Source organism: Natronospirillum operosum, from assembly GCF_004768465.1.
In the GTDB taxonomy this organism is placed as follows: Bacteria; Pseudomonadota; Gammaproteobacteria; order Pseudomonadales; family Natronospirillaceae; genus Natronospirillum; species Natronospirillum operosum.
The window spans coordinates 184,908-205,466 of sequence record NZ_SRMF01000001.1 but is presented as its reverse complement, the minus strand read 5'-3'; the positions used below and the strand labels follow the sequence as shown (position 1 = coordinate 205,466).

General features: G+C 56.2%; 21 protein-coding genes. 6 read left to right on the top strand and 15 right to left on the bottom strand.

Annotated features, from left to right (window positions below):
• Positions 1-10 precede the first annotated feature (10 nt).
• From E4656_RS01025 to E4656_RS00995, 7 genes are all read right to left on the bottom strand, one after another.
• Positions 11-2,185: a DEAD/DEAH box helicase gene (locus E4656_RS01025; RefSeq protein ID WP_167855878.1), complete on the bottom strand. Its 2,175-nt coding sequence runs from the start codon at positions 2,183-2,185 to the stop codon at positions 11-13.
• Positions 2,186-2,194: 9 nt separating this feature from the next.
• Complete coding sequence (locus tag E4656_RS01020) at positions 2,195-5,074, bottom strand: BREX system ATP-binding domain-containing protein (protein ID WP_167855877.1); 2,880 nt, start codon at positions 5,072-5,074, stop codon at positions 2,195-2,197.
• 158 nt (positions 5,075-5,232) lie between these two features.
• Positions 5,233-6,429: a GGDEF domain-containing protein gene (locus tag E4656_RS01015; protein WP_135480373.1), complete on the bottom strand. Its 1,197-nt coding sequence runs from the start codon at positions 6,427-6,429 to the stop codon at positions 5,233-5,235.
• Positions 6,430-6,664: 235 nt separating this feature from the next.
• On the bottom strand, positions 6,665-7,558 hold the full coding sequence (locus E4656_RS01010; protein WP_135480371.1) for a substrate-binding domain-containing protein: 894 nt from the start codon (positions 7,556-7,558) through the stop codon (positions 6,665-6,667).
• Positions 7,559-7,615: 57 nt separating this feature from the next.
• Entirely contained in the window at positions 7,616-8,611 is a 996-nt protein-coding gene (locus E4656_RS01005) for a helix-turn-helix transcriptional regulator (RefSeq protein ID WP_135480369.1), read from the bottom strand.
• A gap of 167 nt (positions 8,612-8,778) precedes the next feature.
• Positions 8,779-9,993 (bottom strand): serine hydrolase domain-containing protein, encoded by a 1,215-nt coding sequence (locus tag E4656_RS01000; RefSeq protein WP_135480367.1) that lies wholly within the window; start codon positions 9,991-9,993, stop codon positions 8,779-8,781.
• Between the two features lie 104 nt (positions 9,994-10,097).
• On the bottom strand, positions 10,098-11,054 hold the full coding sequence (locus E4656_RS00995; RefSeq protein WP_135480365.1) for a LysR substrate-binding domain-containing protein: 957 nt from the start codon (positions 11,052-11,054) through the stop codon (positions 10,098-10,100).
• A 125-nt stretch (positions 11,055-11,179) separates the two neighbouring features.
• Here E4656_RS00995 and E4656_RS00990 point away from each other — a divergent pair, with 125 nt between their 5' ends.
• Genes E4656_RS00990 through E4656_RS00975 form a run of 4 tightly spaced genes read left to right on the top strand, consistent with a single transcriptional unit; the run spans position 11,180 to position 15,070 of the window.
• Positions 11,180-12,166 (top strand): TRAP transporter substrate-binding protein, encoded by a 987-nt coding sequence (locus tag E4656_RS00990; RefSeq protein WP_135480363.1) that lies wholly within the window; start codon positions 11,180-11,182, stop codon positions 12,164-12,166.
• 53 nt (positions 12,167-12,219) lie between these two features.
• The gene (locus tag E4656_RS00985; RefSeq protein ID WP_167855876.1) at positions 12,220-12,720 is read left to right on the top strand and encodes a TRAP transporter small permease; all 501 of its coding nucleotides are present in this window, start codon (positions 12,220-12,222) and stop codon (positions 12,718-12,720) included.
• Positions 12,717-14,018, top strand: coding sequence for a TRAP transporter large permease (locus tag E4656_RS00980; RefSeq protein ID WP_135480359.1), 1,302 nt, complete (start codon positions 12,717-12,719; stop codon positions 14,016-14,018). Before E4656_RS00985 ends, E4656_RS00980 begins: the two co-directional genes overlap by 4 nt.
• Positions 14,019-14,047: 29 nt before the next feature.
• Positions 14,048-15,070, top strand: a complete 1,023-nt coding sequence (locus E4656_RS00975) for an NAD/NADP-dependent octopine/nopaline dehydrogenase family protein (protein WP_135480357.1) — start codon at positions 14,048-14,050, stop codon at positions 15,068-15,070.
• A gap of 123 nt (positions 15,071-15,193) precedes the next feature.
• Here the strand turns inward: E4656_RS00975 and E4656_RS00970 are convergent, their stop codons facing one another.
• The 6 genes from E4656_RS00970 to E4656_RS00945 all read right to left on the bottom strand — a co-directional run bounded on the left by E4656_RS00970 (position 15,194) and on the right by E4656_RS00945 (position 18,765).
• Positions 15,194-15,784, bottom strand: a complete 591-nt coding sequence (locus E4656_RS00970; protein WP_135480356.1) for a GNAT family N-acetyltransferase — start codon at positions 15,782-15,784, stop codon at positions 15,194-15,196.
• 222 nt (positions 15,785-16,006) lie between these two features.
• Positions 16,007-16,534, bottom strand: coding sequence for a hypothetical protein (locus tag E4656_RS00965; RefSeq protein WP_135480354.1), 528 nt, complete (start codon positions 16,532-16,534; stop codon positions 16,007-16,009).
• Positions 16,535-16,602: 68 nt separating this feature from the next.
• On the bottom strand, positions 16,603-16,998 hold the full coding sequence (locus E4656_RS00960) for a hypothetical protein (RefSeq protein WP_135480352.1): 396 nt from the start codon (positions 16,996-16,998) through the stop codon (positions 16,603-16,605).
• 88 nt (positions 16,999-17,086) lie between these two features.
• On the bottom strand, positions 17,087-17,500 hold the full coding sequence (rnk, locus tag E4656_RS00955) for a nucleoside diphosphate kinase regulator (RefSeq protein WP_135480350.1): 414 nt from the start codon (positions 17,498-17,500) through the stop codon (positions 17,087-17,089).
• A gap of 279 nt (positions 17,501-17,779) precedes the next feature.
• Positions 17,780-18,166 (bottom strand): tautomerase family protein, encoded by a 387-nt coding sequence (locus E4656_RS00950; protein WP_135480348.1) that lies wholly within the window; start codon positions 18,164-18,166, stop codon positions 17,780-17,782.
• An 83-nt stretch (positions 18,167-18,249) separates the two neighbouring features.
• Positions 18,250-18,765 carry a Rossmann-fold NAD(P)-binding domain-containing protein gene (locus E4656_RS00945; protein ID WP_167855875.1) on the bottom strand — a complete coding sequence of 172 codons (516 nt, stop codon included), beginning with the start codon at positions 18,763-18,765 and terminating at the stop codon, positions 18,250-18,252.
• A gap of 280 nt (positions 18,766-19,045) precedes the next feature.
• On the opposite strand from E4656_RS00945, the gene E4656_RS00940 reads away from it, so the two are divergent.
• On the top strand, positions 19,046-19,345 hold the full coding sequence (locus E4656_RS00940; protein ID WP_135480345.1) for a hypothetical protein: 300 nt from the start codon (positions 19,046-19,048) through the stop codon (positions 19,343-19,345).
• Between the two features lie 180 nt (positions 19,346-19,525).
• Positions 19,526-19,726: a helix-turn-helix transcriptional regulator gene (locus E4656_RS00935; protein WP_135480343.1), complete on the top strand. Its 201-nt coding sequence runs from the start codon at positions 19,526-19,528 to the stop codon at positions 19,724-19,726.
• 39 nt (positions 19,727-19,765) lie between these two features.
• Here the strand turns inward: E4656_RS00935 and E4656_RS20175 are convergent, their stop codons facing one another.
• Complete coding sequence (locus tag E4656_RS20175; protein WP_167855874.1) at positions 19,766-19,909, bottom strand: hypothetical protein; 144 nt, start codon at positions 19,907-19,909, stop codon at positions 19,766-19,768.
• Between the two features lie 30 nt (positions 19,910-19,939).
• A complete protein-coding gene (locus E4656_RS00930; RefSeq protein ID WP_205849062.1) occupies positions 19,940-20,377 on the bottom strand; it encodes a GFA family protein in 438 nt (145 codons plus the stop codon).
• Between the last annotated feature and the right edge of the window lie 182 nt (positions 20,378-20,559).

The following is a 20,559-nucleotide window of genomic DNA, read 5'->3' as shown; positions in this document are numbered from 1 at the left end:
CCTCCCTGCGCTACAACCTGACTTTCAGAAATTCACACAAACCCGACAGATCAGTGGTTTCATCGACCAGGGCGGCGCGCGTCAGATCATCCGGTAACATGGGCTGGAATGGCGAGAATGGCCATGCCTTCTGAGCGCCCTGCAGTGCCTCGGCAAACACCTGCTTCGCGCCTTCAGTGGCTAGCTGTTCCAGTACCCTCCAGACCTGTCGCTCAGGCTCACCTGCTTCGGAGGCTTTCTCGGAAACCACCACCTCAGCATAGTTGCCGACTACCTTGCGGCCCTTGGCTTCCAACAGCTTGGCCAGAGTTCGGTTCAAAGTATCCCCGGCGTAAGTCACGATCACGACTTTGCCACTGTCCGTTCGGCGAACCTGAATCGACTGCGGAGTCCAGCCCCCTTTGCCCGGGCTCTCTCGACACTGTGCGGCCATGACGCTCAATGCAGCAGGGTCGAGATAGTCCGGCAGCGGACAAAAGCCGTTGACCAATTCACCCACCCGTTGTGCGGTCTCCAGCGGCACATCAGGCCCACCGAACGACTGCCACTTGGGCACGATGCCTTCGCTCGCTCTGGCAGCCTTGACCAGATGGCTGTCAAAATCCACGCTAAGCGCTTTCCAGAGCTTACCCGCAAGGGTGAAGTAGAATGGCAGTTCCAGCCCTTCGACAAAACTGCTGTCCAGCGTGCCCACCTGAGTGCGGCCTTCCATCACGTCGTAAAGCGGCGCCGTGCTGAAGACGGCAAACAGCTTGCGCCAGTTGCCTGACAGGTAGCGTTTCTCTGCGGCTTCACCAACCACCAGAACACCGTCGGCCTCACGAAGGAAATCCTCCGCCAGCATATGACGAATCAGTCGGTCATACTCTGCCTTTTCGATCTTCGAAAACGCATAGGTGTCACCTAGCAGCGACCACCCTTCGTCAGCCGCAATGCCATGGTTCTGAAGCGACAGGCAAAGAATTTGATGAGCCAACAGATGAAAGGCGCGCTGGCGCAATCTCAGAGACTCCGAGCGGTGCTCGATGCCCAGCGATACTGTTGCCGTCAACAACAGCAGGTCGTCTTCATCCTGTGTCAGGCCGCGAAAGTGCCGGGGCTTGCCCGGCCGTCGCCCGGTCCGGCCCACCCTCTGCAGAAAAGCACTGGGGCTGCTGAGCCCGCTCATTTGTATGACCCGGTCCAACTCACCGATATCGATACCCAACTCCAACGTAGAGGTGCTGATGATGGCTTCAATGCCCTGCTCCCCAGCTTGCTGAATCAGGTTTTCCGCTTCTTCCCGAAAGAACTTGCTGACATTGGAGTGATGCGTTCGCACCCGAATACGATCATGCGTGAACTGCTGCAGTGCCTTGGCTATGTCTTCCGCTCGGGAGCGTGACCGTACAAAGGTAATGCTGCGCTTGCCTTTCAACTCTGACGTCAATGTTGTAAGCAGGCGCATATAGGCGCGCTCTGTCGTTGGCGTCTCTTCCGTCTCGCCCCGGTCGTCAAAATGATGCACCAGAAAATCGTTGCGCTGACCGGCCTTGCCCGAAACCTGAATCCGCCTGGCTGGCTGACGCACACCACTCAGCCATTGACACATGGCATCCGGGTTGCCGATGGTGGCGCTGACCGCTATGCGCTGCAACGGCCGCCCAATCCCCGCTTCCAGTCGCGCCAGCAACGCCAGTAAATGTCCGCCTCTGTCACCACCGGCGAAATTGTGCGCCTCATCGATCACAACCGTGTCCAACGCCCGAAAGAACTTGCGCCAGGCGGGTTTGCGCAGAAGAATGGCCTCGATGGATTCTGGTGTGGTCAGCAGCAGGTTGGGAGGCGCCCGAAGACTCTCCACTTTTTTGTCCTGACTGACATCACCATGCCATTTGAAGGCGTGCAAGCCGCAGCAGCGAGCGTAGTCTTCGCCACGCATCTCAAGGTTATTCAGCAGCGCCCGCAGCGGCGCAATGTAAAGCACCTGAACCGAATCCTGTGGTTCAAGTGCTGCCCTGGTCAGGGCAGGGAACAACACTGCCTCTGTCTTGCCGCCCGCCGTGGGCGCCTCAATCACGCAGCTTTCACCGCTCAGGATCGGATCCAGCGCTGCTTCCTGAATGGGGCGCAGCCCGCCCCACCCCTGTTCCTTGATCCAGCGCTGAAGCCCCGGGTTCAGCTTCTCCAATGCCTGCACGGCCATCATTCACTCCTATTCGGTGATCAGCCGCATCAGGGCCTCATTGGCCTCGGGGTCTTCTTCTGGATCAGCGAAGCACTCACTGGCCTGAATCTGTGGATTTTCTTCACAGATATCGAGCACGTGCACCAGTTGGCGCAAAAACGGTCGAGGCAGGCGGTCGATACAATCGCCACCGAACTCTGTCCACTTGTCCACCAGTGCCTGTAGGTCTCTGTCCGGGAGGCGCTGCTCGGCCTCCCAGTGGTAGGCCCTGGCATGAATGCTTCGCGCCCGGGTCGCCAACTCAATCAACCGCTCCCGGTTGAGCCCTTCGAGTCGAATGACCGGCTGGCGTACACTGTTGAAGCTTTCCGTCAATTCCGGAGCACAAACACGGTGATACAGTGCCTCATAGCTCGCCAGACCGTAGCGACGATCATCGAAGAAGGTATCGGTACCTGTGGAGACCAGCAGACAGCGCGGCAGGCGATTCTCGCCGACTTCATCAATCAGGGCCCGCAGGGTTTCATACGCCTGATCCCGTGTGCCCTTGTGCGGACGTCGCCGCACCAGCTCCAGCTCATCGATAAGGATCACCAGGCCCCGCAAGTGCGTCACCTCGATGATCTCGAGCAATGCACGGAGCCTGGGCAACACCTGTTCCGGCTCAAGGCTTCCGCGTACGCCAATCTGGCGCAGTGCCGAGTTGGGCAGGCTTCTGTCGCCCCGCAGCCAGGCGCGCGCCTGCATCGCCAACTCCTCATTGCCGGCCATTCTGGCTTCGTAGAAGGCCCCAAGTGCCGGCGCCAGACCTGCATCGAGAGAGGCCAGTTGGGACAGCTGCTCCTGAATGCGCTCGCGAACGAGCGTTACCAGTCGTGCACGATCCTGCGGATTGCGGGAAGAAATGCCTTCCACCTGTTCCGTTCGCCGCTGCATGGTCAGCAACCAGGCTTCGAGAATATCTGACAGGCCGCTTGCGCTGCGCTTCTCGGGCACACGCAAGCCATCCATCATGCCGAGATAGAAATCAGCGAGGTTCGCCAGTGACATTTCTGCACTGACGCGAACTGTCGCCACAGCAAATCCCGAATCGAGTGCTGCGTCCCGCAGCCAGGCCATCATGAAGGACTTGCCTGAACCGTAGGCCCCTCGTATGAATTTGAACGCACTGCGCCCGGTTGCTACATAGTTGAACTGTTCGCGCATGTGACGCCGAGCCTCTTCCTGCCCCACATACATCATTTCCAGGTTGCGTTCCGGCACAACGCCCTGCCGGAGTGCATCAATGATGTCGCGAGCAGCCCATTTATCCAGGCGCTCTGCCGAACTCTCAGCACCGTCGACCCATTCGTATATGTTGGACGAACCGGCACTGCGAATCCGGATCGGGGGTGGGCCGACCTCGGCCAGTTTTCTCAGCAGCTCAGCCATATGGGCCTTTGGCAGCATCCAGCCCAGACCATGCCGTTCGGCTACCCGCTGTACATCCCGTTCAGTGAGCGAGCGTGCTTCACGGGTCAGCGCTAGCATGACCTGCTGATCCTCGGCGAGCATCGGGTAATTCTGAAAGGCGTATTCGAAGCCGGGCACTGCGCTTGCCGACACTGCCTTGTCCCTGCCGGATTCCTGCAGAGCCGGTTGGTCCTCTTCGGCAGCAACAGGCATCACCGAGTCCGTTACCACTGCTGCCTCCAGAGCCTCTTCTTCCTCCGGCGCAGGCGCGGCACAGAGTCGCTCGATTACCTCGTCCTTCAGCCCGTAAATCGGGAGATTCATCTTGCGACAAATTGCCACAAGGTCCTTGCGTCGCAGTTGCTGAAACATCGTGTATTCAGAATAGGGGCTTTCGACCAAACGGCTGATGCGGTCCGCCTTGGTGCCAGAGCGCGGCAGCCCGAGAGCGGCCAACATCTCATACAGGAGGTTTCCCGAGAACGTGGACAACAGACCATACAGCTCTTCGGCTCCCAATTTCCGTGGCGGCTCCTCTTCCACTTCCTGGACCACCTCTTCCTCTGCGTCGGTGTGTTCCGGCGGATGATCGAAATGGGCTATGATCCGGGATACCAGTTCTGCCTTGACCAGGGACACCTGCATTCCCAAGCCCCGCGCCAGATCTTTCAAATCAGCCAGAGACAGCATCTCCAGCACCGAACTGGGCGAAATCAATCCCTGTACCAGCCGCTCGATACGTTCATCCTTGGAACCGCTGAGTGGCAATCCATGAGCCTCCAGTGCGCCTCTGAGGTGCGCGCCCGTCAGTTGATCAAGCAACACTCGATAGTCGGCGTCATGCAACTCCATCCCCCAGTACCGCCGAATCTGGAGGCGCACTTCGTCTGCAAGGATGTACTGCTCGTCCAATGCCAGAACAATGCCACGTGACAGTAGATAGTTTCGCGCGCTTTCGTAGGCCTTGCTGCCGTCCCAGAGTCTGCGAATTTCCGGATGATGCTCGATCAGCAAATGCTCGCGCATGCTCATGCCAAGTGCTTCACGCAGCGCTTCCAGCATGCGCGCCTCACTTTCATTGACCCTCTGCTCATCCTCCCAGGCTGCTGCCAGCATGGTCCGATACAACCCATAGTCTTTGTGACCAGGCAGTCCAGCACCGGACTCTACCCAGACCGTCAGTTCATCGGTCCGACGCAAGACCCGCTCCCGGAAACCGGCAGCGCTCACCGCATGGTCCGGCTCTTCCATCAGCAGTTTCAGAAAAGCATACGTAGGCGGGTAGGAGGCAGACAGTACACCGGCAACATAAGAGAAAGAACCGAGTGCGGCCGCTATTTCCTGCTCAACAATAATTCTGGGCAACCTGACATTGGCTACCTCGTCCAGTTTGTCTTTCGCAAGGTGGTCCAACCCCTCATCGGTGGATTGCTTCAGAACCTCGATAATATTCACGACACCTCCTTTTCGCTCTGCCATGCCGAGACGTCATTGACCGGCAAAGGCTGTCGAGACAGCCTTCACGTCTACAACGCTCCCCTGATACAACAATAGACCATAATCCCTGTACAGTGCCTTCTGGAGATACTTCCCCTTTCTGAGTCAATTGCCGCTCAGGACTCACTGTTCCCCTGCGCCTGGCTGTCGGCCGCAGTACGGACGCAGTTCCGACCGGATTGCTTGGCCAGGTACATGGCTCGATCAGCAAGGCCGAACAGGTTGTCCGGAGACTGCTCATGGGTGGGGTAGCTGGCTACACCAATGCTGACGGTCAGCTTGATGGGCTTGTCAACGCCGTCACATTGGAGGGAGTCGGCCTCGACGGACCTGCGAATGCGCTCGGCCATTGCGCTGGCCTCCGGCGCATCCATTTCCGGCAGCAGGATGACCAGTTCGTCGCCTCCGTAGCGACCGATGTGATCGACCTCGCGAACAGTCCGCTGCAACCGGCCACTCAACTGACGGAGTACCTCGTCCCCCACATGGTGGCTGAAGTCATCATTGATTTGCTTGAAGTTGTCCACGTCGACCATCAGCAAGCTCAAGGGGTTCTGATAGCGCAAAGAGCGGGCGGACTCTTCCTGAAAGCGTTTCTCCAGTTCGCGCCGGGTGGCGAGTCCGGTCAGGGAGTCGCTGGCCGCCAGCCTGGCCAGCTCCCGCTCCATCTCTCTGCGCTCGGTAATATCCAGACCGATGGCGATGGAGCCGATCATGTGGCCGTTTTCATCAAAAAACCGACGGGAGTTCCAGGAGATGAATTTTTCCTGCCCATCCCTGGATCTGATGCAGGTTTCAAAGTCCTTCACCTCGGCCCCCCTTTCCAGAATGTCAGTAACCTTGGTCATGACCTCCTGGCGGTAATCCGGGTCTGGATACAGCCACTCCCAGATGGCCGGGTTGTCGAACACCTCCTCCCGGCGATAACCACTGATTTGCTCAGCGGCCTTGTTCCAGACCGTGATTCTTGACTGCGGATCCAGCACATTGATCCAGATGCTGGCATTGTCGATGATGCTTTCCCGAAACTGGCCCAGGCCGTGCAGCTGGCGGCTTTGCTCATCCTGGCGCCTGACATGTCTGGCGGTAATGCGCAAGAAATGCAGCATGATGGCAAACAGAGCCAGACTGGTGACAATGACGAACCCCCAACCCTTGAATGTCTGCAGTTGCGTCAGGCGCTCGGGATCGGCCACCCACTGCTGCAGAAGCCAATCCGATAATGCAATCCACAGAAAGGCGACCACACCGTACACAATGGCAACCTTGGCGGCTTGCCTGACCGGATCAATCGAGGTCTGCTGATTATCCATCAAGTCCCCTTTCGCGAATCTGTCAGGCCGAGGCCTTGCCTTCACCTGGCGGGGTCAGACTCGCAGTGTCTCGAGCTGTTGATTCAGCAGATTGGTGGAACCTTGCTTTCAGACCATCTCCTGCTGAATATATATAATTAGCGGCTGTTCGCCGAACAAATGAAGCCAGAAAGCTGGTTTACGCCGTCATTGATCAGCAGCAGAGATTTCGGGTCGTTGCCCTCCGGCAGCTCAATTACCCGCCGCTGGCATCAGACCGGACGCGAAAGGTGGCAGGCACGCTTTGATAGAGTTCAACAGCTTGCTGGTGCATAGCACGGTGTACGGTTCGAATGCCCTGATAGCCCATTTCAAAGGGCGACTGTTCAACCAAACCCAGCATGTCCCCGTCTTCAACGGCCTGGATCAGTCTCGGATTGGCATCAAACCCGATGTGAATCGGTCGGTCGGCAACGGGCAGGCGTTTGATCGCTGCCTGGGTACCCAGGCTGGTGGATTCATTGGGGGTAAAAACGACCTCTATCTCCGGGTGGGCAACCAACAGCGCATAGGCATTCTCGCGCGCATCTCCAACTTCCGTGCCCAGGTAATCCGACACAACCAGCGTGACTCCCGCGTCCTGCAGGGTACGAATAAACGCCTCTTCCCGCTCTGTCGTGGTTGCGACCTCCGGGTCCATACGAAACACCGCCACCTGCCTCTCGGTTCCCAGCGCATTGATCATTTCCCGCGCCGCCAACGCCCCGGCATAGTCGTTGTCCGTTTTTATAACGCTGACCCGGTCGCCACCGATGTCGCGGTCGACGAACACTGTGGGGATGCCTTCCGCGTTCAGGCTGGCGATCCTTTCAAGATGAGTAACGGAGTTGGGTGCCAGTACCAGTCCGCGGCAACCCAGGTTGGAGATTCGCTCGATCAGGGCTCCCTGAGCCTGCACATTGATTTCATCAGCAGCACCGCGCGTGTAGAGGGTCAAACCCAGTTCGTCGGCGGCCGCCTCGGCGCCACGTTCGACTTCTCCCCAGAAGACATATCCGCCACCGGCTGTAATTACGCCAACGCAATCTGCATGGGCATAAAGGACGGAACCGAAGAGCCAGCCTAATATTGTGAGTTTCAGGGTCCTCATCGCCACCTCCAGGCCAAGCGTACTGCAACGGGGCAGGACTTCGTCAACATCCCGTGGTCAGCAAGACACTACACCGCGGGGACGCAGCGCATTGGCCAAGCCAACCTTGTTGCTCACTCCCAACTGTCCATACACCTGTCGCAAGTATGTCCGCACCGTCGCTGGTGTTACTCCGAGGCACCGCGCCACTTCCTTGTACGACATTCCCTGTGCATACAAATGCGCCACACTCCATTCACGGGGCGATAGCCGAAGGTCTTCCTTGCTGCTGATCTTCACTGAAGACCATCGGCCACAGGGCTCGACCATCAGCCGGGCTCCCTGGCCCTTGTGAGGTAGCCGGGCACGGGTTGCCAGCATCGGCAGCAAGGGGTCTGGCAGGTATGTGCCTCGCCAGTTGTCGAAGCATTCGTCCAGCACCCGGCTCAACGCTTTGCCAATGTACAGCACCCGACCGTTCGAGTTGGCCAGGGCCAGACTGTCCCAATGGCCCTGAAGGCTGCCGTGATTGGCCTGACGCAGACTGCGTTCCCAGCCACTCAATACATGTGCACTGAAGGCCTCCAGCCAGTCTGCATCCATGCGCTTGAATTTTGGCTGGGGCTTGTCTCGATAGATGGACACGAAAAACAGTAAGCCACTCGACGGGAACTTCAGGGTGATGGCCAGACAATGGTACAACCCGTGGCGCTGGCTGAACTCGACCAGTGCCGCAGGCTCATTGATGAGATTGTCATCTGAACCATTGTAGATGACCGGTTGTCCCAGCTTCTCCATGGAAGCACGCGCAAAATGATCGCATCGGGCAATGGTATTCCACTCTTCAGCGAACTGCGGGCTCAACCCCAGGCTCCCGTGCATGACGTTTTTGGCCGACCCTCCCGGTTGGCCGGCTTCAACCTGACCCCACCAGGCGGAATCAAACGGCACCAGAGCTTTTAGCTCTGAGACAGCCCTGCTCAACCAGGTATCCGGGTCGGTGGTCTGGGTCAATTCTGATAGAGCGAGAACGCTTCGGCTGAACAGGCGCAACTGATGGGCAGTCAAGCTCATGGCGGAACTCCTCGACCTGAGGGTAGAAACCTGAACCCTGGCCTTTTTTTATTTATATGGCCGGTCAGTTCGGTTATCCGAGGTGGCGCAAGGCCACCTCAGTCTTGGAGTCAGATATACCCCCAGTCCTTCGACAAGTCAAAACCCCGGGGGAAGAAATGGGCCGTTCAGAGCTGATCGGCCACTTGTTGGAAGAACTCGATGTTGGCGTCCTCCCAGCCCAGGGGACTTTCGGGATAACTCAGCTTGACGATGACCACATCACGGTCCGGATCAACGTAGATAAACTGGTTGAACAATCCAATGGCAGAGTAGGCATTGCTGTCGGTCAGCGTCCACCACTGGTACTGGTAGCCGAACGGCGAGCCAGGCTCGGTGGGTTCAAAGCCGTCGTCTGCCACAGTGGATGCCTGCACCCAGTCAGACGAGACGACCTGGCGCCCGTTGGCTACGCCCTCGTTCAACATCATCAACCCAAACCGCCCCAGGTCGCGCAGCGTGGCATTGAAGCCGGCGCCGTAGAACTCATCCCCCACCGGCTCCGGACCGTCCATAATCCAGTAGCCCGGAAACTCCATGCCGGCGGGTTGCCACAGCTTCTCGGCCATATAGTCTGCCACCCGGGTGCCGGTTGCCTCTGCCAGCACACAGCCGAGAATACTGGTATCCAGCGTCGCGTAGTTGAACTGCTCGCCTGGCTCATTGTCCGGTTCGGATCTTTCAGCGTAATCACACCAGCGGTAGCGATACGCCACCAGTGCGTTATCGTGCACCTCGGTCAGTTGGGTCTCGCTGCCGAACTCATAGCGCTCTTCCCAGTTAACGCCAGAGCGCATGCGCAATACATCTTCCAGTGTCACATCGTCATAGCCGGAGCCGGCCATCGCCGGCAAATAGTCCGTCACCCTGTCATCCAGACTGCCTATGTCGCCTTCCTCCAGAGCGATTCCGACCAGCGTTGCGATGATGGACTTGGACATGGAGTAGACGGTATGGCGACTGTCCGGCGCCATGCCGTTTCTATACTGCTCGTGCACGATGGCTCCGTCCTTGATGACCAGCAGCGCATTGGTGCGTGTTTGCTCCAGAAAATCATCCAGGCTGTTATCCTCGCCCTCGAACACAAAGGGGCCGTTCAAGGTCTGCGGACGCGAAGGCAACTGCCAGACATCGGAACCGGCAGCCACGGTTCGGGTCGAAAACATCTGGTCGAAGTGCTGGAAAGTGAGATAGTTGAGGCCCGGATACATCATGTTGGCACGCGCATCAATCAGGGTCGGACTGGTCCAGTCGATGGATTCTGCCTGAACTGACGACATTGCGGCCATGGAACAGGTCAGGGTAGTGAAAGCCGCAATGGTGAGAGGCTTGGATGAGATCATCAGGTGATTCCTTATTGTTGTAATGGTCACCATAATGCTAGGAAGTTACCGAAGATGGCGTAACCTCTGCAGATGCAGGGGCTAGTGGCAACTATACGGGCAGCCTAAGGTGAGGATAGATCTCGAAATGCCCAGTTCTGCAGCATCGGCTCAATCTCTTCATGTAGAACTTTTGTGGCATACCTGATGGGCTCAGCCAGCTTGAGGTGGTGCGGCGCGATCATCGAAAAAGACAGTTTTACCCGTGGCTTGAAAGGGCGAACAACCGTGCGAGCTGTCTGTGTTGCGCGCGCAGAAAACGGGTCCATGAGCGCAAGGCCAACGTTTTGCTCAACAAGGCTTCCTGCTGTCGCGGCGAACAGAATTTCCGCCGTGACATTCAGTGAAATCTTTGCATTCGAGAAGACATCATTAATCTGAGGGCGGATGCTACCACTCTGTCCCAACACGATAAGCGGCTCATTCTCGAGCTGCTCAACATAGATGATCTTCGAGCTCGCCAGAGCGTGGTCACGTGGCAACAAACAGACGGCGTCGACGCTACTCTCGTGGATGACATTAACATCGCTGGTACCACTCGGCAGCGTACAGAACCCGAGATCATGCTGGCCGCGGGCTACCTGGTCGGCAATGGCCAGCGAGTTGTCGGTGTGGATACTGAAGCGCATTTCTGGATATTGACGCCGCAAGGCACCCACCACCATAGAGACGAACCCCAATGACAAGAAAGGCGGCGCTGCGATTCGCAGCAGCGTTTGCGGAAAGCGCTTGATCGTCCGCGCCGCCTGCTCGATCTGATGTAGCCCCAGGAACACACGCTGCACTTCTTCCATAAGGCGCAAGGCGTTGTCCGTCGGCTTCAATTTTGGGCCATTACGTTCGAACAAGCGCAAGTCGAGACTGGCCTCGAGATCAGCGATCAGTCGGCTCACCGCAGGCTGGGTGATCGAGAGCATCTGCGCCGCAGATGTCATGCTCTGCGTGTGCATCACCGCGCGGAACGCTTCAACCTGGCGCAGGGTGATATGGGGAAGTCGGTCTAGCTCTTGACGCTCTTTCATAATATTTTCACATGATAGAATGCATAACTGCGATTTGACATTATGATCAGCAAATCCGACCCTTTGTCAACGTACTGATGGTTCATCACCACCTGTTAGTGTTAAAAAAACAAAAGGGCCGAACAATGAAAAACATCTACAAAGTGATCGCATTTTGTACCGTCACAATGGGCATGACGTTTCCTGTGCATGCCCAGGTACTCCGACTCTCTACACAAGCCAATGCGCCTCATCCATGGATTGATGCCGCCGAGGCGCTGCGCAGCGATATGCTGGAAGCGACTGACGGCCGCGTGGATATCCAGATTTTCACTGGTGGCGCACTCGGAAATGATGCCACCGCACTCGATGAGATGCGTATGGGCACGACTGACTTGCTTATCGGTGGTACCCAGGAAGCCACCCCCTTCTTTCCTGAATTTCAGCTATTCAGTCTGAGCTATCTGTTCGCCGATGAAGAGGCCCTCAGAACAGCCGTTGCACCCGATAGCGAAGTGTCTTCCTATTTTGAAGACGTCTATGAACAGAGCGCCAGTGGGCTCAAACTTCTCGCTCTTACCGGCGGCGGTGTACGGAACCTGAGCAACAACAGACGCCCCGTGACCTCAATCGAGGATATTGCGCGAATGCGCATGCGCGTTCCAGGGTCGCGTATGGATGCCTTGATGTGGGAAACCTCGGGGGCGCTTCCCACCTCGTTACCGTTCACCGAGTTATATACCGGCATGCAGACCGGGGTAGTCGATGCATTCGAGAGCACCATTAGTGCCTATGTCGCCAACAAGCTCTACGAGGTAGCAAACTATCATGCTCAGACCGAACACCAGTTCATGGTCAGCCACATCACCATGAGCCAGGCAAGTTTCGACAGGCTGAGTGAAGAGGACCAGGCAGCGTTGATGCAAGCGGCTAGCCGTGCATCCCAGGTCGCCATTGATGCAGGCATCGACTACGACAGGTCTCTTCTCGAACCCCTGGTAGAGAGCGGGCAGGTCATACTCACCGAGGTGGACAAGGAGCCATTTATTGAAATTGTGTCCCCACTCCACGACCGTGTTGCCGCTGACCTGGGCGTGACGGACCTGCTCGAACTGATTCGCAGCATTGACTAACAGGCCGCCGCGAATAACACATGCAACAGCCTCTTCAGAGCCGAGAAGTAGATATGCTAAGAAAGTTAAATGACCTGATAGAAGCAGCACTAAGGATAACAGGGGGCATACTGTTCACCGCCTTTGTCATTACTGTTCTCTTTCAGGTCATCTCTCGAAACTTTATCTCCATGTCTTTCGTCTGGACCGACGAAATAGCCATGTTCTGCTTCATCTGGAGTGTTTTCATAGGGGCAGCGACAGGGTATCGAAAAGGCCTTCACTACGTCGTAGAGATCATTCCCGAGCAGTATGTCAGGGCCAACAAGCTGCTCAAGCTGCTAGCGCTCTTGCTCGGCTTCCCATTGATCTGGGTCCTCACCACCAGCGGCTGGGATTACGCACAGCTTGGCTGGCGCCGATACTCCTTTTCGCTGGGCTACCCGCTGTTCTACCAGAATGTTGTTGTTCCCATCAGTGGCCTGGTGATGATCTTGTTCACCATAGAAATAGCCATATGCAGCATCAGGGAACTGTGGGCAGACACTCTTGTTAGAAAGAAGGCAAGCAAATGACATCCGTATTTCTTCTTCTTGGTAGCTTCCTGGCATTGATTTCGCTGCGAGTCCCCATTGCATTCGCCATCGGGGTAGCGTCATTAATAACGGTCATCAATCTCGGCTTGCCACCCACATCGGTGGTCAACCAGATGCTTTCAAACATCAACTCTTTCGCGCTATTGGCAGTACCGTTCTTCTTGCTGCTCGGGCGCCTGATGAATGATAGTGGTATCACCGACAGGCTAATGGACTTCGCTCAGTCGGTGGTGGGTCACATCAGGGGTGGCCTGGGACACATCAATGTGCTCGTCAGTATGATGTTTGCCTCTATGTCCGGTTCGGCCGCTGCCGATACGGCGAGTGTTGGGGCCATCATGATCCCGGCAATGACCAAGGCCGGCTACCCGGCTCCCTTCGCCGTCGCCTTGACAGCGACCTCGTCGACCCTCGGTGTCATTGTGCCCCCGTCGATTCTCTTTATCATCTACGGTGCCTTCGGAAATATATCGATTTCCGCGCTGTTTCTGGCAGGCATACTACCGGGAATTCTCGTTGGCCTGGTACAGATGGGTTATACCTACCACGTTGCCTCGCGCTATCGTGTCACCAACCCGAAGAAGGTCAATTTCCGTGGACGAGTACGCGCAGGAAAGACTGCCGCACCCGTTCTCCTTATTCCCATCATTATCCTTGGCGGAATCACCAGTGGCTTTTTCACCGCTACCGAGGCAGCGTCTGTCGCAGCGCTCACCGGCCTGATACTGGCGGTCGTCGTCTACCGAACGATCAAGCTTAACCAGTTATTCGGAATATTCTCATCAACGGTAGTCGCCTATTCGCTGCCGATGTTTGCCGTCGCTGCGGCGGGCATCATGGGCTGGCTGATTGCCTATCTCGGAGTAGCACGTGAGGTGGCAGACCTGATCATTTCCATTTCAGATCATTCGATAGCCATCATGTTCATGGTCATGCTGTTTTGTGTCGTCATCGGGACCGTATTGAGCCCCATGACAGCCGTCATCATCTTTCTCCCTATCATACAGGAGTTGACGGCGGTGGCGGGCATCTCGGATATTCATATGGCACTGGTCGTGTGTCTGTCCCTTGCTGTGGGTCTTACGACGCCACCCTATGGAATTTGTTTGCTGATCGCAGCACAGATCGGCAATGTGTCGATGCCTCGCGCCTTCCTGGCGGTCCTCCCGATTATCGGGCTAACGCTATTGGTGATCGCCAGCGTGGTGCTGCTGCCAGACGTTTTCCTGTTCCTTCCACAAAGCTTCTTTCCACAGTCATTTCCGGTTTCAGGCTGATAGCGTAACTTCACCGACAAGAGATAATCATGAAAGTTTCTATTCTAGGCGGTGGTGCCGTGGGGATCACCTATGCGGCACTGCTCGTTAACAATGGCTTTGAGGCGATGGTTTACTCGGAGTCCTCCAGTGCACACGCCGGTAATACAATAGTTGAAGGCGCCGTAGAGTTTCATGGGAGCATCCCCTATACCAGGAGCATTGAAACGGCAGTCAAGCATGCAGATGTACTGCTGTGCGCACGCTGTGCGGGCGGGGTTCAGTCGCTAATCGAGGAAATCCTCCCCTACATAGCGCCCCATCAAACGTTGATATTCAGTGCCGAGCTATCCCTGAGCTCCAGCTACGCCGACATGAGGCTCCAGTCTCTCGGCAAGCGTGTTCCTATTATCTCGTGGTCGACTACCGTTGCCACCGCTCAGCGCTTAAGCGCAAACCATGTTATTAGCGGCACACTCAGAAGTAGGATCGACTATTCTGTCACCAGTCCACACCCTGCCAACGACAGTAAAGCGCTGCTCGAGTCCTTGTTTGGGCCACGTTTCCACCCTTTGCCCAACGCCCTGGCCGTTGCGCTCAGCAATCTGAATCCGGCCATCCATCTTGCCAACTCGCTGGCCAATCTCACGCGTATTGAAAAGGGGGAAAGGTGGGATAACTACGCTGGCATTACCCCAGCGGTGGGGCGCGTTATCGAGGCGCTTGATGGCGAGCGCATGGCACTGGCCGAACGTTTTGGTTTCCAGGTTCGCGACGTATTCGAGCATTACCTGCAGACTTTCCCGGGTTTGGCGCCGGGCAGTGTCTCGGAAATGGCCGCGCGGGTGAGTGAGAAGGGGCCCACTGCCCTGGGGCCACGCTCGATCGACACCCGCTACCTCACTGAGGATATCCCCTATGGTCTTGTCCCCCTGGTCTGTCTGGGAGAACAGGCCGGTGTCGCCATGCCACTTCACAACGCTGGCATAAGACTGGCTTGCGCTTATACGGGGCGCGACTTCTTCTCCGAAAACACCATGCTACCAGCCATTGAGGGGTACTGGCAGAAATAGGGCTTATGGGCATATCTACCCCCTCCTGACTTTGATCCGTGGAAGCGGTCAGACAAAATACTGAGTGCTGTAAAACCAGAGTTCAGGCACACGTTTATCTGCTGACGAGACCTTTATGATCAATCACAACACTTTGCAGTAAAAACTTAATGTCTTCTCGGTTTCCTCTGCCTGGCAGATATCCCGCCACGGGAAACGTGCTTTAACACCGGTCAGGGGCTGGTAGCCATAGCGCCGCCAAATGGGGTCGAGTGATTGGTAATTGTCGGGTTTCAGCGGGTGGTCGTCTGGCCGATCAACAGCACAGAAGACACACTGGCTTAAGCCCAGCCTTCTTGCCTGCGCTTCACGCTCCCCGAAAAAATGCCGATAAAGGCCCCGACCGCGGTAGCCGGGTAACAGTACCGATTCCGCGCAGTAGAAAACTTTGTCCACTATCAGGCCCGCGTCGATCAGGGGTTGGCGAAACTCCGATTCTGCATCGCGCATTGCCAGGCCCGTGGCAGCGCCAACGACCTGCCCACCGTCCAGTGCCAGCACGCATGTCGCGCTGTCGCTGTCGATGTAGGTTTGCAGGTACTGGCGCTCATAGTCGAGCGAGCCGTCGTAGAGGTACGGAAAACCCCGGAAGACGTCGATGCGCAGGCGGGCGACGTCGCCGAGCCAGGGTTCCAACTCGGCACCGGTCAGCGTTCGAGTGGTCAGGTCCGTCATGCGATTATATCAACCCCGGTTACTCAATTTTGCCCATAATACGGTTATATGGACACCCGAAACAGGGGCCTTGTCCTGTCTCTATCTGTTGCAGCTATTACACGTCGGTGTGAACAACCCATAGATCATCGCCATGTCGGGAGTGCTTGCGGGATCAATGGCTCGGGCTTTCTAATGTGTGACCCCATTTATCCGAGGCGTTCATAGAGACCCCTGGCGAGGTCAGCACCCATGCATCTCTTCTCTGTCCGAATGGTAGGCCAGTTCCATGGTGTCCGGTGAAAACGCCGCAAGCTCGCCGTAATACTGGCGTGAATCACATTCCACTGAGGTCCCGTAATCTCTCACGGTGAAATACCCTCGCCTGCTCACAAACAACTCATCCGACTCCGCTATCGAAGCCAGCTCATCTGGGGTAAAGACCATCTGCAGAATGTCGTCCGAGTTGAGCAGACTGACTGTCGTCAGGGGTTTTGCATAGAATCCCTCGACCACATACGGGAAAACCTCCAGGTCTTCCGGGATCAGTCTTATTCTGTAGCCCTCCAGAGTGTTCGAAAAGGGATCTCGAACGACCTGCAGTACCAGTTCACCACGCACGACCACCTCCCCATCGAAAGCGGTGGGATGGTAAGAGTGGACAGTCGAACTCACCTCGAAGGCGCCATCATGGTTGTTGAACTCTATTGCCGGCTCGTCAGCATTCAGGCCTAGGGGAAGGAACAACAGAAACAGTATCAATGTGCGCATAACCAAACCTCCTTGTGCGGCCGCCCACCAAGGGCGCCGCTGATGTAGCGAAGAACGGGAGCCTCGCCTCAGTGACCGAACCAGCGCCCGCCTCTCAACCTGGATGGGTCCTTGCCGCAGGTAATACGCACCATGTTCGAAATGGCGCCATTGGCACGCCCGTGATCCTTTTCGGTCAGGAACGCTTCAACATCAGCTTCCGGGGCATGGAGAATGACATCAAGGTATAGCCGTTGCTCCGACTCATCAAGCCAGGTCTCTTTCAGTTGAAAGGGATGGTGCAAAGCCGCCTGGAGTAATGCGGCTCTCTCCTGATCATTTTCGATCACGGCACTGTCATGCTCGGTCAGCGGAATCGTGACCCTGAAATCGGCATGGCCACTTGCAACAGCCAGTTCGAGCGAGTGCACTCCTTCATCAGACAGCAGTACCATCCTCAGATCCCGAAAGACAATTTCACCCATTCAATTCATCCTGATTATTTTCGGTGCGCCAACGACGAAATCTGCAATGGGCTTTCCAATCGGTGTGAACTGGCCAGGGGCCCCTCCTTTACCGGTGATACTCCCCCGCTCGCTCTGGCTGATAGACGATTTCCTCGATAGTCACACTCAGAGAGCCGCCGCCAGGCTTTGGCCATTCGATCTGATCCCCCTGAGCAAGGCCGAGCAAGGCACTGCCTACCGGGGCAAGAATCGAGATCTTGTTGCCGCTCGCATCCATGTCCTTCGGGTACACCAACGTCAACTCGAACTCTTCTTCCGAAGACTGCACCCTGAACCGCACTGTCGAGTTCATGGAGACGACCGTCGGCGGGACATCCTTCGGCTCCACTATGTCTGCCCTCGCCAGTTCGGCCTCCAACTCAGCCTTTCCAGGAAACGCGCCTTTTGACAAGGACGCCAACAGGCTCTCAAGCCGGTCTGCGTCCAGCGTTGAAATTACAATTTCCGGTCTTGCGTTCATGTTCAATGGTATCCCCAACTTTCCTGCTCACGCAGGTCTCAATGTTCATCACCTGTCAGCACTATGGTACCTGACAGGTGCGGTAGTTGCCCGGTCTGGATCAAACCAACATCAGCAATTCTTCGTTGTCCCGGTAGGGAATTGCCTGCTCGGGAAAACCCGCAGTTTCCAGAGCCCCGCCCTGAATACTGGTGACATATTTTAGAGTCATGGTTCTCCGGTGCCGGGTTGCCGAGTGAAATGAAATTCAGCGCACGCAGCGCGGACTCAATGGCGACGCTACACCCTGACTTTGTACTTGAGATCTTTTGCCTCGTCGCCTGTCATGCCCCGGAAGCCCCATTGATAGGGTTCCTGCTCCTTGATCGTGATCTCAACATCAACCGGAGCCAAACCAAGCTCTGCCTCTATTTCCTTGAATAGTGCCTTTATAAGCGCCTTTTGCGTTTCGGGTTTGCGCCCTGCCATCATGTTGATCTCGATGACGGTGTAGGCATCACTTCGACCCCCGGGGTAGTAGAAGTCCTCTCGCTCCAAGGGCACAAACCGGTGCGCGCGCTTGTCTTCCGGCATGCCCAAAACCGTTTGCATGCAGCCGTGGATCACATCCGAGAGCCTGGCCTTTATCGGATTCAACCGATCCTTGATCCCGTATACCACTATCATTCTGGTTCCTCCGTACGTGCAAACTGAGGTGGACCTTATCAGTTGGACAACTTGAAATGGTCTGGTCAGGCCTGAAAGCGCGATCACCTGTATCGATCCAGCATGCCAACGACGAACTGATCGTCCAATAGATCAATGGCTCCGAGCACTCCTGCCGATATTTCCTGGTCAGTCAGCCAGCGCGATCTCCAGCCGGACTGCCTGGCGCCAAGAATAACCTGGTGGTAATCAAGGTTTGCTGGAGGGTCGAATTCATCCAGCAAGCTATCTGCAATTTCCGCCGGGTTAACCGTGGCGCTTCCAATAATATGGAAGAATCGAAATGCCACTCCAGAGTTGGCCAGATCCAAGGCCAGTCGCAGTGTGAGCTGATCATCATGAATCCAGGCGACAACGAGATCAGGCGGTTCTGTGCCGAAGACATGTTGCTGTATTCGAGCCAGAAAATCATCTGCATTCGACCAATCCAGCTGCAGTGGGTGATGTTGTGCGCGATTGCGCAGTGCGTCATCAAGACGACTCAGGGAGCCCCTGGTGCGCGCCACGGAGGTAAACTGCTTTGAGCGTGCTGCCAGCTCAACCGCAGCAGCTCGAAGCATTCCGGTTGCTCCCACAGCGATTGTATGTCGATACATACTCACCATCCTCCAATCCTGACTCGAATTGTCATACGGAATCACCGATTCTCTCAGGCGCTGCCAATGAAATTCTCCAGCAGCATTTGGGCACGTTCAAGATTCCGTTCGCAAATGAACAAGCGAGTTCTGCGGTGGATTGCAAAGGGTACTTGTCATTTTCGAGGAAAAATGACAAGCTAGCTTTTCATATAGACAAGCTTTATGTGCGTTGCCCGAAAACTCACCAAGAATGGAGATTCTCATGGCTATAAATCATGTCGGAAGAGCTGGTCGGCTGATGCTGTGGATTTCGCCTGTCTTCATCGTACCTGGCGTCATTGTCGCGCTGTTACCGTGGCTGGAACAACAGAACGATGCGATTGTTCAGGGAGTTACCACTGCAACTGCGATCTTTGTGCTGGGCTACAGTCTGTTCATTGCTTCGCGCGTAAACCGTCGCCTGGACGAGGTGGAAGTCGCCGGCCAACGCGTCGCCAGCACAATAGGCATGACCATTGGCATGGTCGCTGCTGTGCTGGTGATGTTGTTTCCCCCTCGATGAATGCGCTGGTGGATCTGGCGACGGCCATTAGTGCAGGGTCGCCGGACAGAGCGATCAAGCATGGAATCACCATCGGTGTCATTATGGTCGTCCTCTTGCAGACTATGGGTACGATTGCCGTCTCCATCTGGTGGGCACGACGTCTCGGGAGACCGGCATGAGATACAGGTGGATGTTTGGATGAACAACCGTATCCGCGTACTGCGTGCAGAGAAGGGCTGGAGTCAGGCTGAACTGGCCGAGCGAGTGCGTGTCTCGCGCAATTCGATCAATGCTATCGAGAACGGCCGGTTCGATCCATCGCTGCCGCTCGCCTTTCGCATCGCCGATGCTTTCGACCTCAGTGTCGAGGAAGTCTTCGACAAGACGGATGCGTTGTAGTCTGGCCAGCCGATCTGCTCACGCAGGCCTCAGTGTCCATCACCGGTCAGCACCATGGTAATGGAAGTGAATAAAGTCTCGACCATCGAGATGGAATGCCGCCGTCTGCACTTCCTCAAGCACAGAGTATCCACGCAGCATATTCAGCAAGGGTCGCAGCGTCTCCAGTGTTTCGGCTTTCATGCTTGCTCCAGCAGTGCATTATGCCCGCTGTCAGCGATTCGTCCGTTGCAGTGTATTGTTGAGTGTCTCCATTGCCGGCATTTCTTCAAATTGTGTTCCGCTGCCACCGATCGTATCCCAACTGGCCCTGGAACCCACAAAAAGATGAACCGCCACCTGGCTGTCCCCGGCATCATCAAGCAGCCCGGCTGGCACCCAGTACTGGGTGCCATTCTCCATCAAATGAGGCACGGTGCAGCCGCATTGGTTGCAAAAGTCGTGGCGATAACCCGTTTCGGTCTTGTACGAACGAACGACATCTTCACCCTTTACCCAGGTAAAATGCTCTCTATTCAGAAAGGTGGCTGTGTCTGATGCAGAGCCAGATATTTTCCGACACAGGGAGCAATGGCACTGGTAAAAGTGAGGCAACAGCTCCCTTACCCTGAATTCCACACTGCCGCAAAGGCATCTGCCATTAATGCTCATGATATCCCCTGTCACTCAACACTATCAGCATATGCAACTTTGCACTGAATGAGGAGCGTCTGCACCACGGGCTGTTGGTATAGCTCACCAGGGACAGCTGATGCAAGTTGGGAGTGTGACCTGGGTCGCGTTTCGGCGGTGGGGTGGAGCAGATTTCAGATTTCCGCCAGATTCTTTCTTCT

Excerpts from the sequence above, each read along its gene's own strand:
- E4656_RS01025 (WP_167855878.1), bottom strand. The coding sequence starts at position 2,185 with ATGGCCGTGCAGGCATTGGAGAAGCTGAACCCGGGGCTTCAGCGCTGG.
- E4656_RS01015 (WP_135480373.1), bottom strand. The coding sequence starts at position 6,429 with ATGGATAATCAGCAGACCTCGATTGATCCGGTCAGGCAAGCCGCCAAG.
- E4656_RS01010 (WP_135480371.1), bottom strand. The coding sequence starts at position 7,558 with ATGAGGACCCTGAAACTCACAATATTAGGCTGGCTCTTCGGTTCCGTC.
- E4656_RS01005 (WP_135480369.1), bottom strand. The coding sequence starts at position 8,611 with ATGAGCTTGACTGCCCATCAGTTGCGCCTGTTCAGCCGAAGCGTTCTC.
- E4656_RS01000 (WP_135480367.1), bottom strand. The coding sequence starts at position 9,993 with ATGATCTCATCCAAGCCTCTCACCATTGCGGCTTTCACTACCCTGACC.
- E4656_RS00995 (WP_135480365.1), bottom strand. The coding sequence starts at position 11,054 with ATGAAAGAGCGTCAAGAGCTAGACCGACTTCCCCATATCACCCTGCGC.
- E4656_RS00990 (WP_135480363.1), top strand. The coding sequence starts at position 11,180 with ATGAAAAACATCTACAAAGTGATCGCATTTTGTACCGTCACAATGGGC.
- E4656_RS00985 (WP_167855876.1), top strand. The coding sequence starts at position 12,220 with ATGCTAAGAAAGTTAAATGACCTGATAGAAGCAGCACTAAGGATAACA.
- E4656_RS00980 (WP_135480359.1), top strand. The coding sequence starts at position 12,717 with ATGACATCCGTATTTCTTCTTCTTGGTAGCTTCCTGGCATTGATTTCG.
- E4656_RS00975 (WP_135480357.1), top strand. The coding sequence starts at position 14,048 with ATGAAAGTTTCTATTCTAGGCGGTGGTGCCGTGGGGATCACCTATGCG.
- E4656_RS00970 (WP_135480356.1), bottom strand. The coding sequence starts at position 15,784 with ATGACGGACCTGACCACTCGAACGCTGACCGGTGCCGAGTTGGAACCC.
- E4656_RS00965 (WP_135480354.1), bottom strand. The coding sequence starts at position 16,534 with ATGCGCACATTGATACTGTTTCTGTTGTTCCTTCCCCTAGGCCTGAAT.
- E4656_RS00960 (WP_135480352.1), bottom strand. The coding sequence starts at position 16,998 with ATGGGTGAAATTGTCTTTCGGGATCTGAGGATGGTACTGCTGTCTGAT.
- rnk (WP_135480350.1), bottom strand. The coding sequence starts at position 17,500 with ATGAACGCAAGACCGGAAATTGTAATTTCAACGCTGGACGCAGACCGG.
- E4656_RS00950 (WP_135480348.1), bottom strand. The coding sequence starts at position 18,166 with ATGATAGTGGTATACGGGATCAAGGATCGGTTGAATCCGATAAAGGCC.
- E4656_RS00945 (WP_167855875.1), bottom strand. The coding sequence starts at position 18,765 with ATGCTTCGAGCTGCTGCGGTTGAGCTGGCAGCACGCTCAAAGCAGTTT.
- E4656_RS00940 (WP_135480345.1), top strand. The coding sequence starts at position 19,046 with ATGGCTATAAATCATGTCGGAAGAGCTGGTCGGCTGATGCTGTGGATT.
- E4656_RS00935 (WP_135480343.1), top strand. The coding sequence starts at position 19,526 with ATGAACAACCGTATCCGCGTACTGCGTGCAGAGAAGGGCTGGAGTCAG.
- E4656_RS20175 (WP_167855874.1), bottom strand. The coding sequence starts at position 19,909 with ATGAAAGCCGAAACACTGGAGACGCTGCGACCCTTGCTGAATATGCTG.
- E4656_RS00930 (WP_205849062.1), bottom strand. The coding sequence starts at position 20,377 with ATGAGCATTAATGGCAGATGCCTTTGCGGCAGTGTGGAATTCAGGGTA.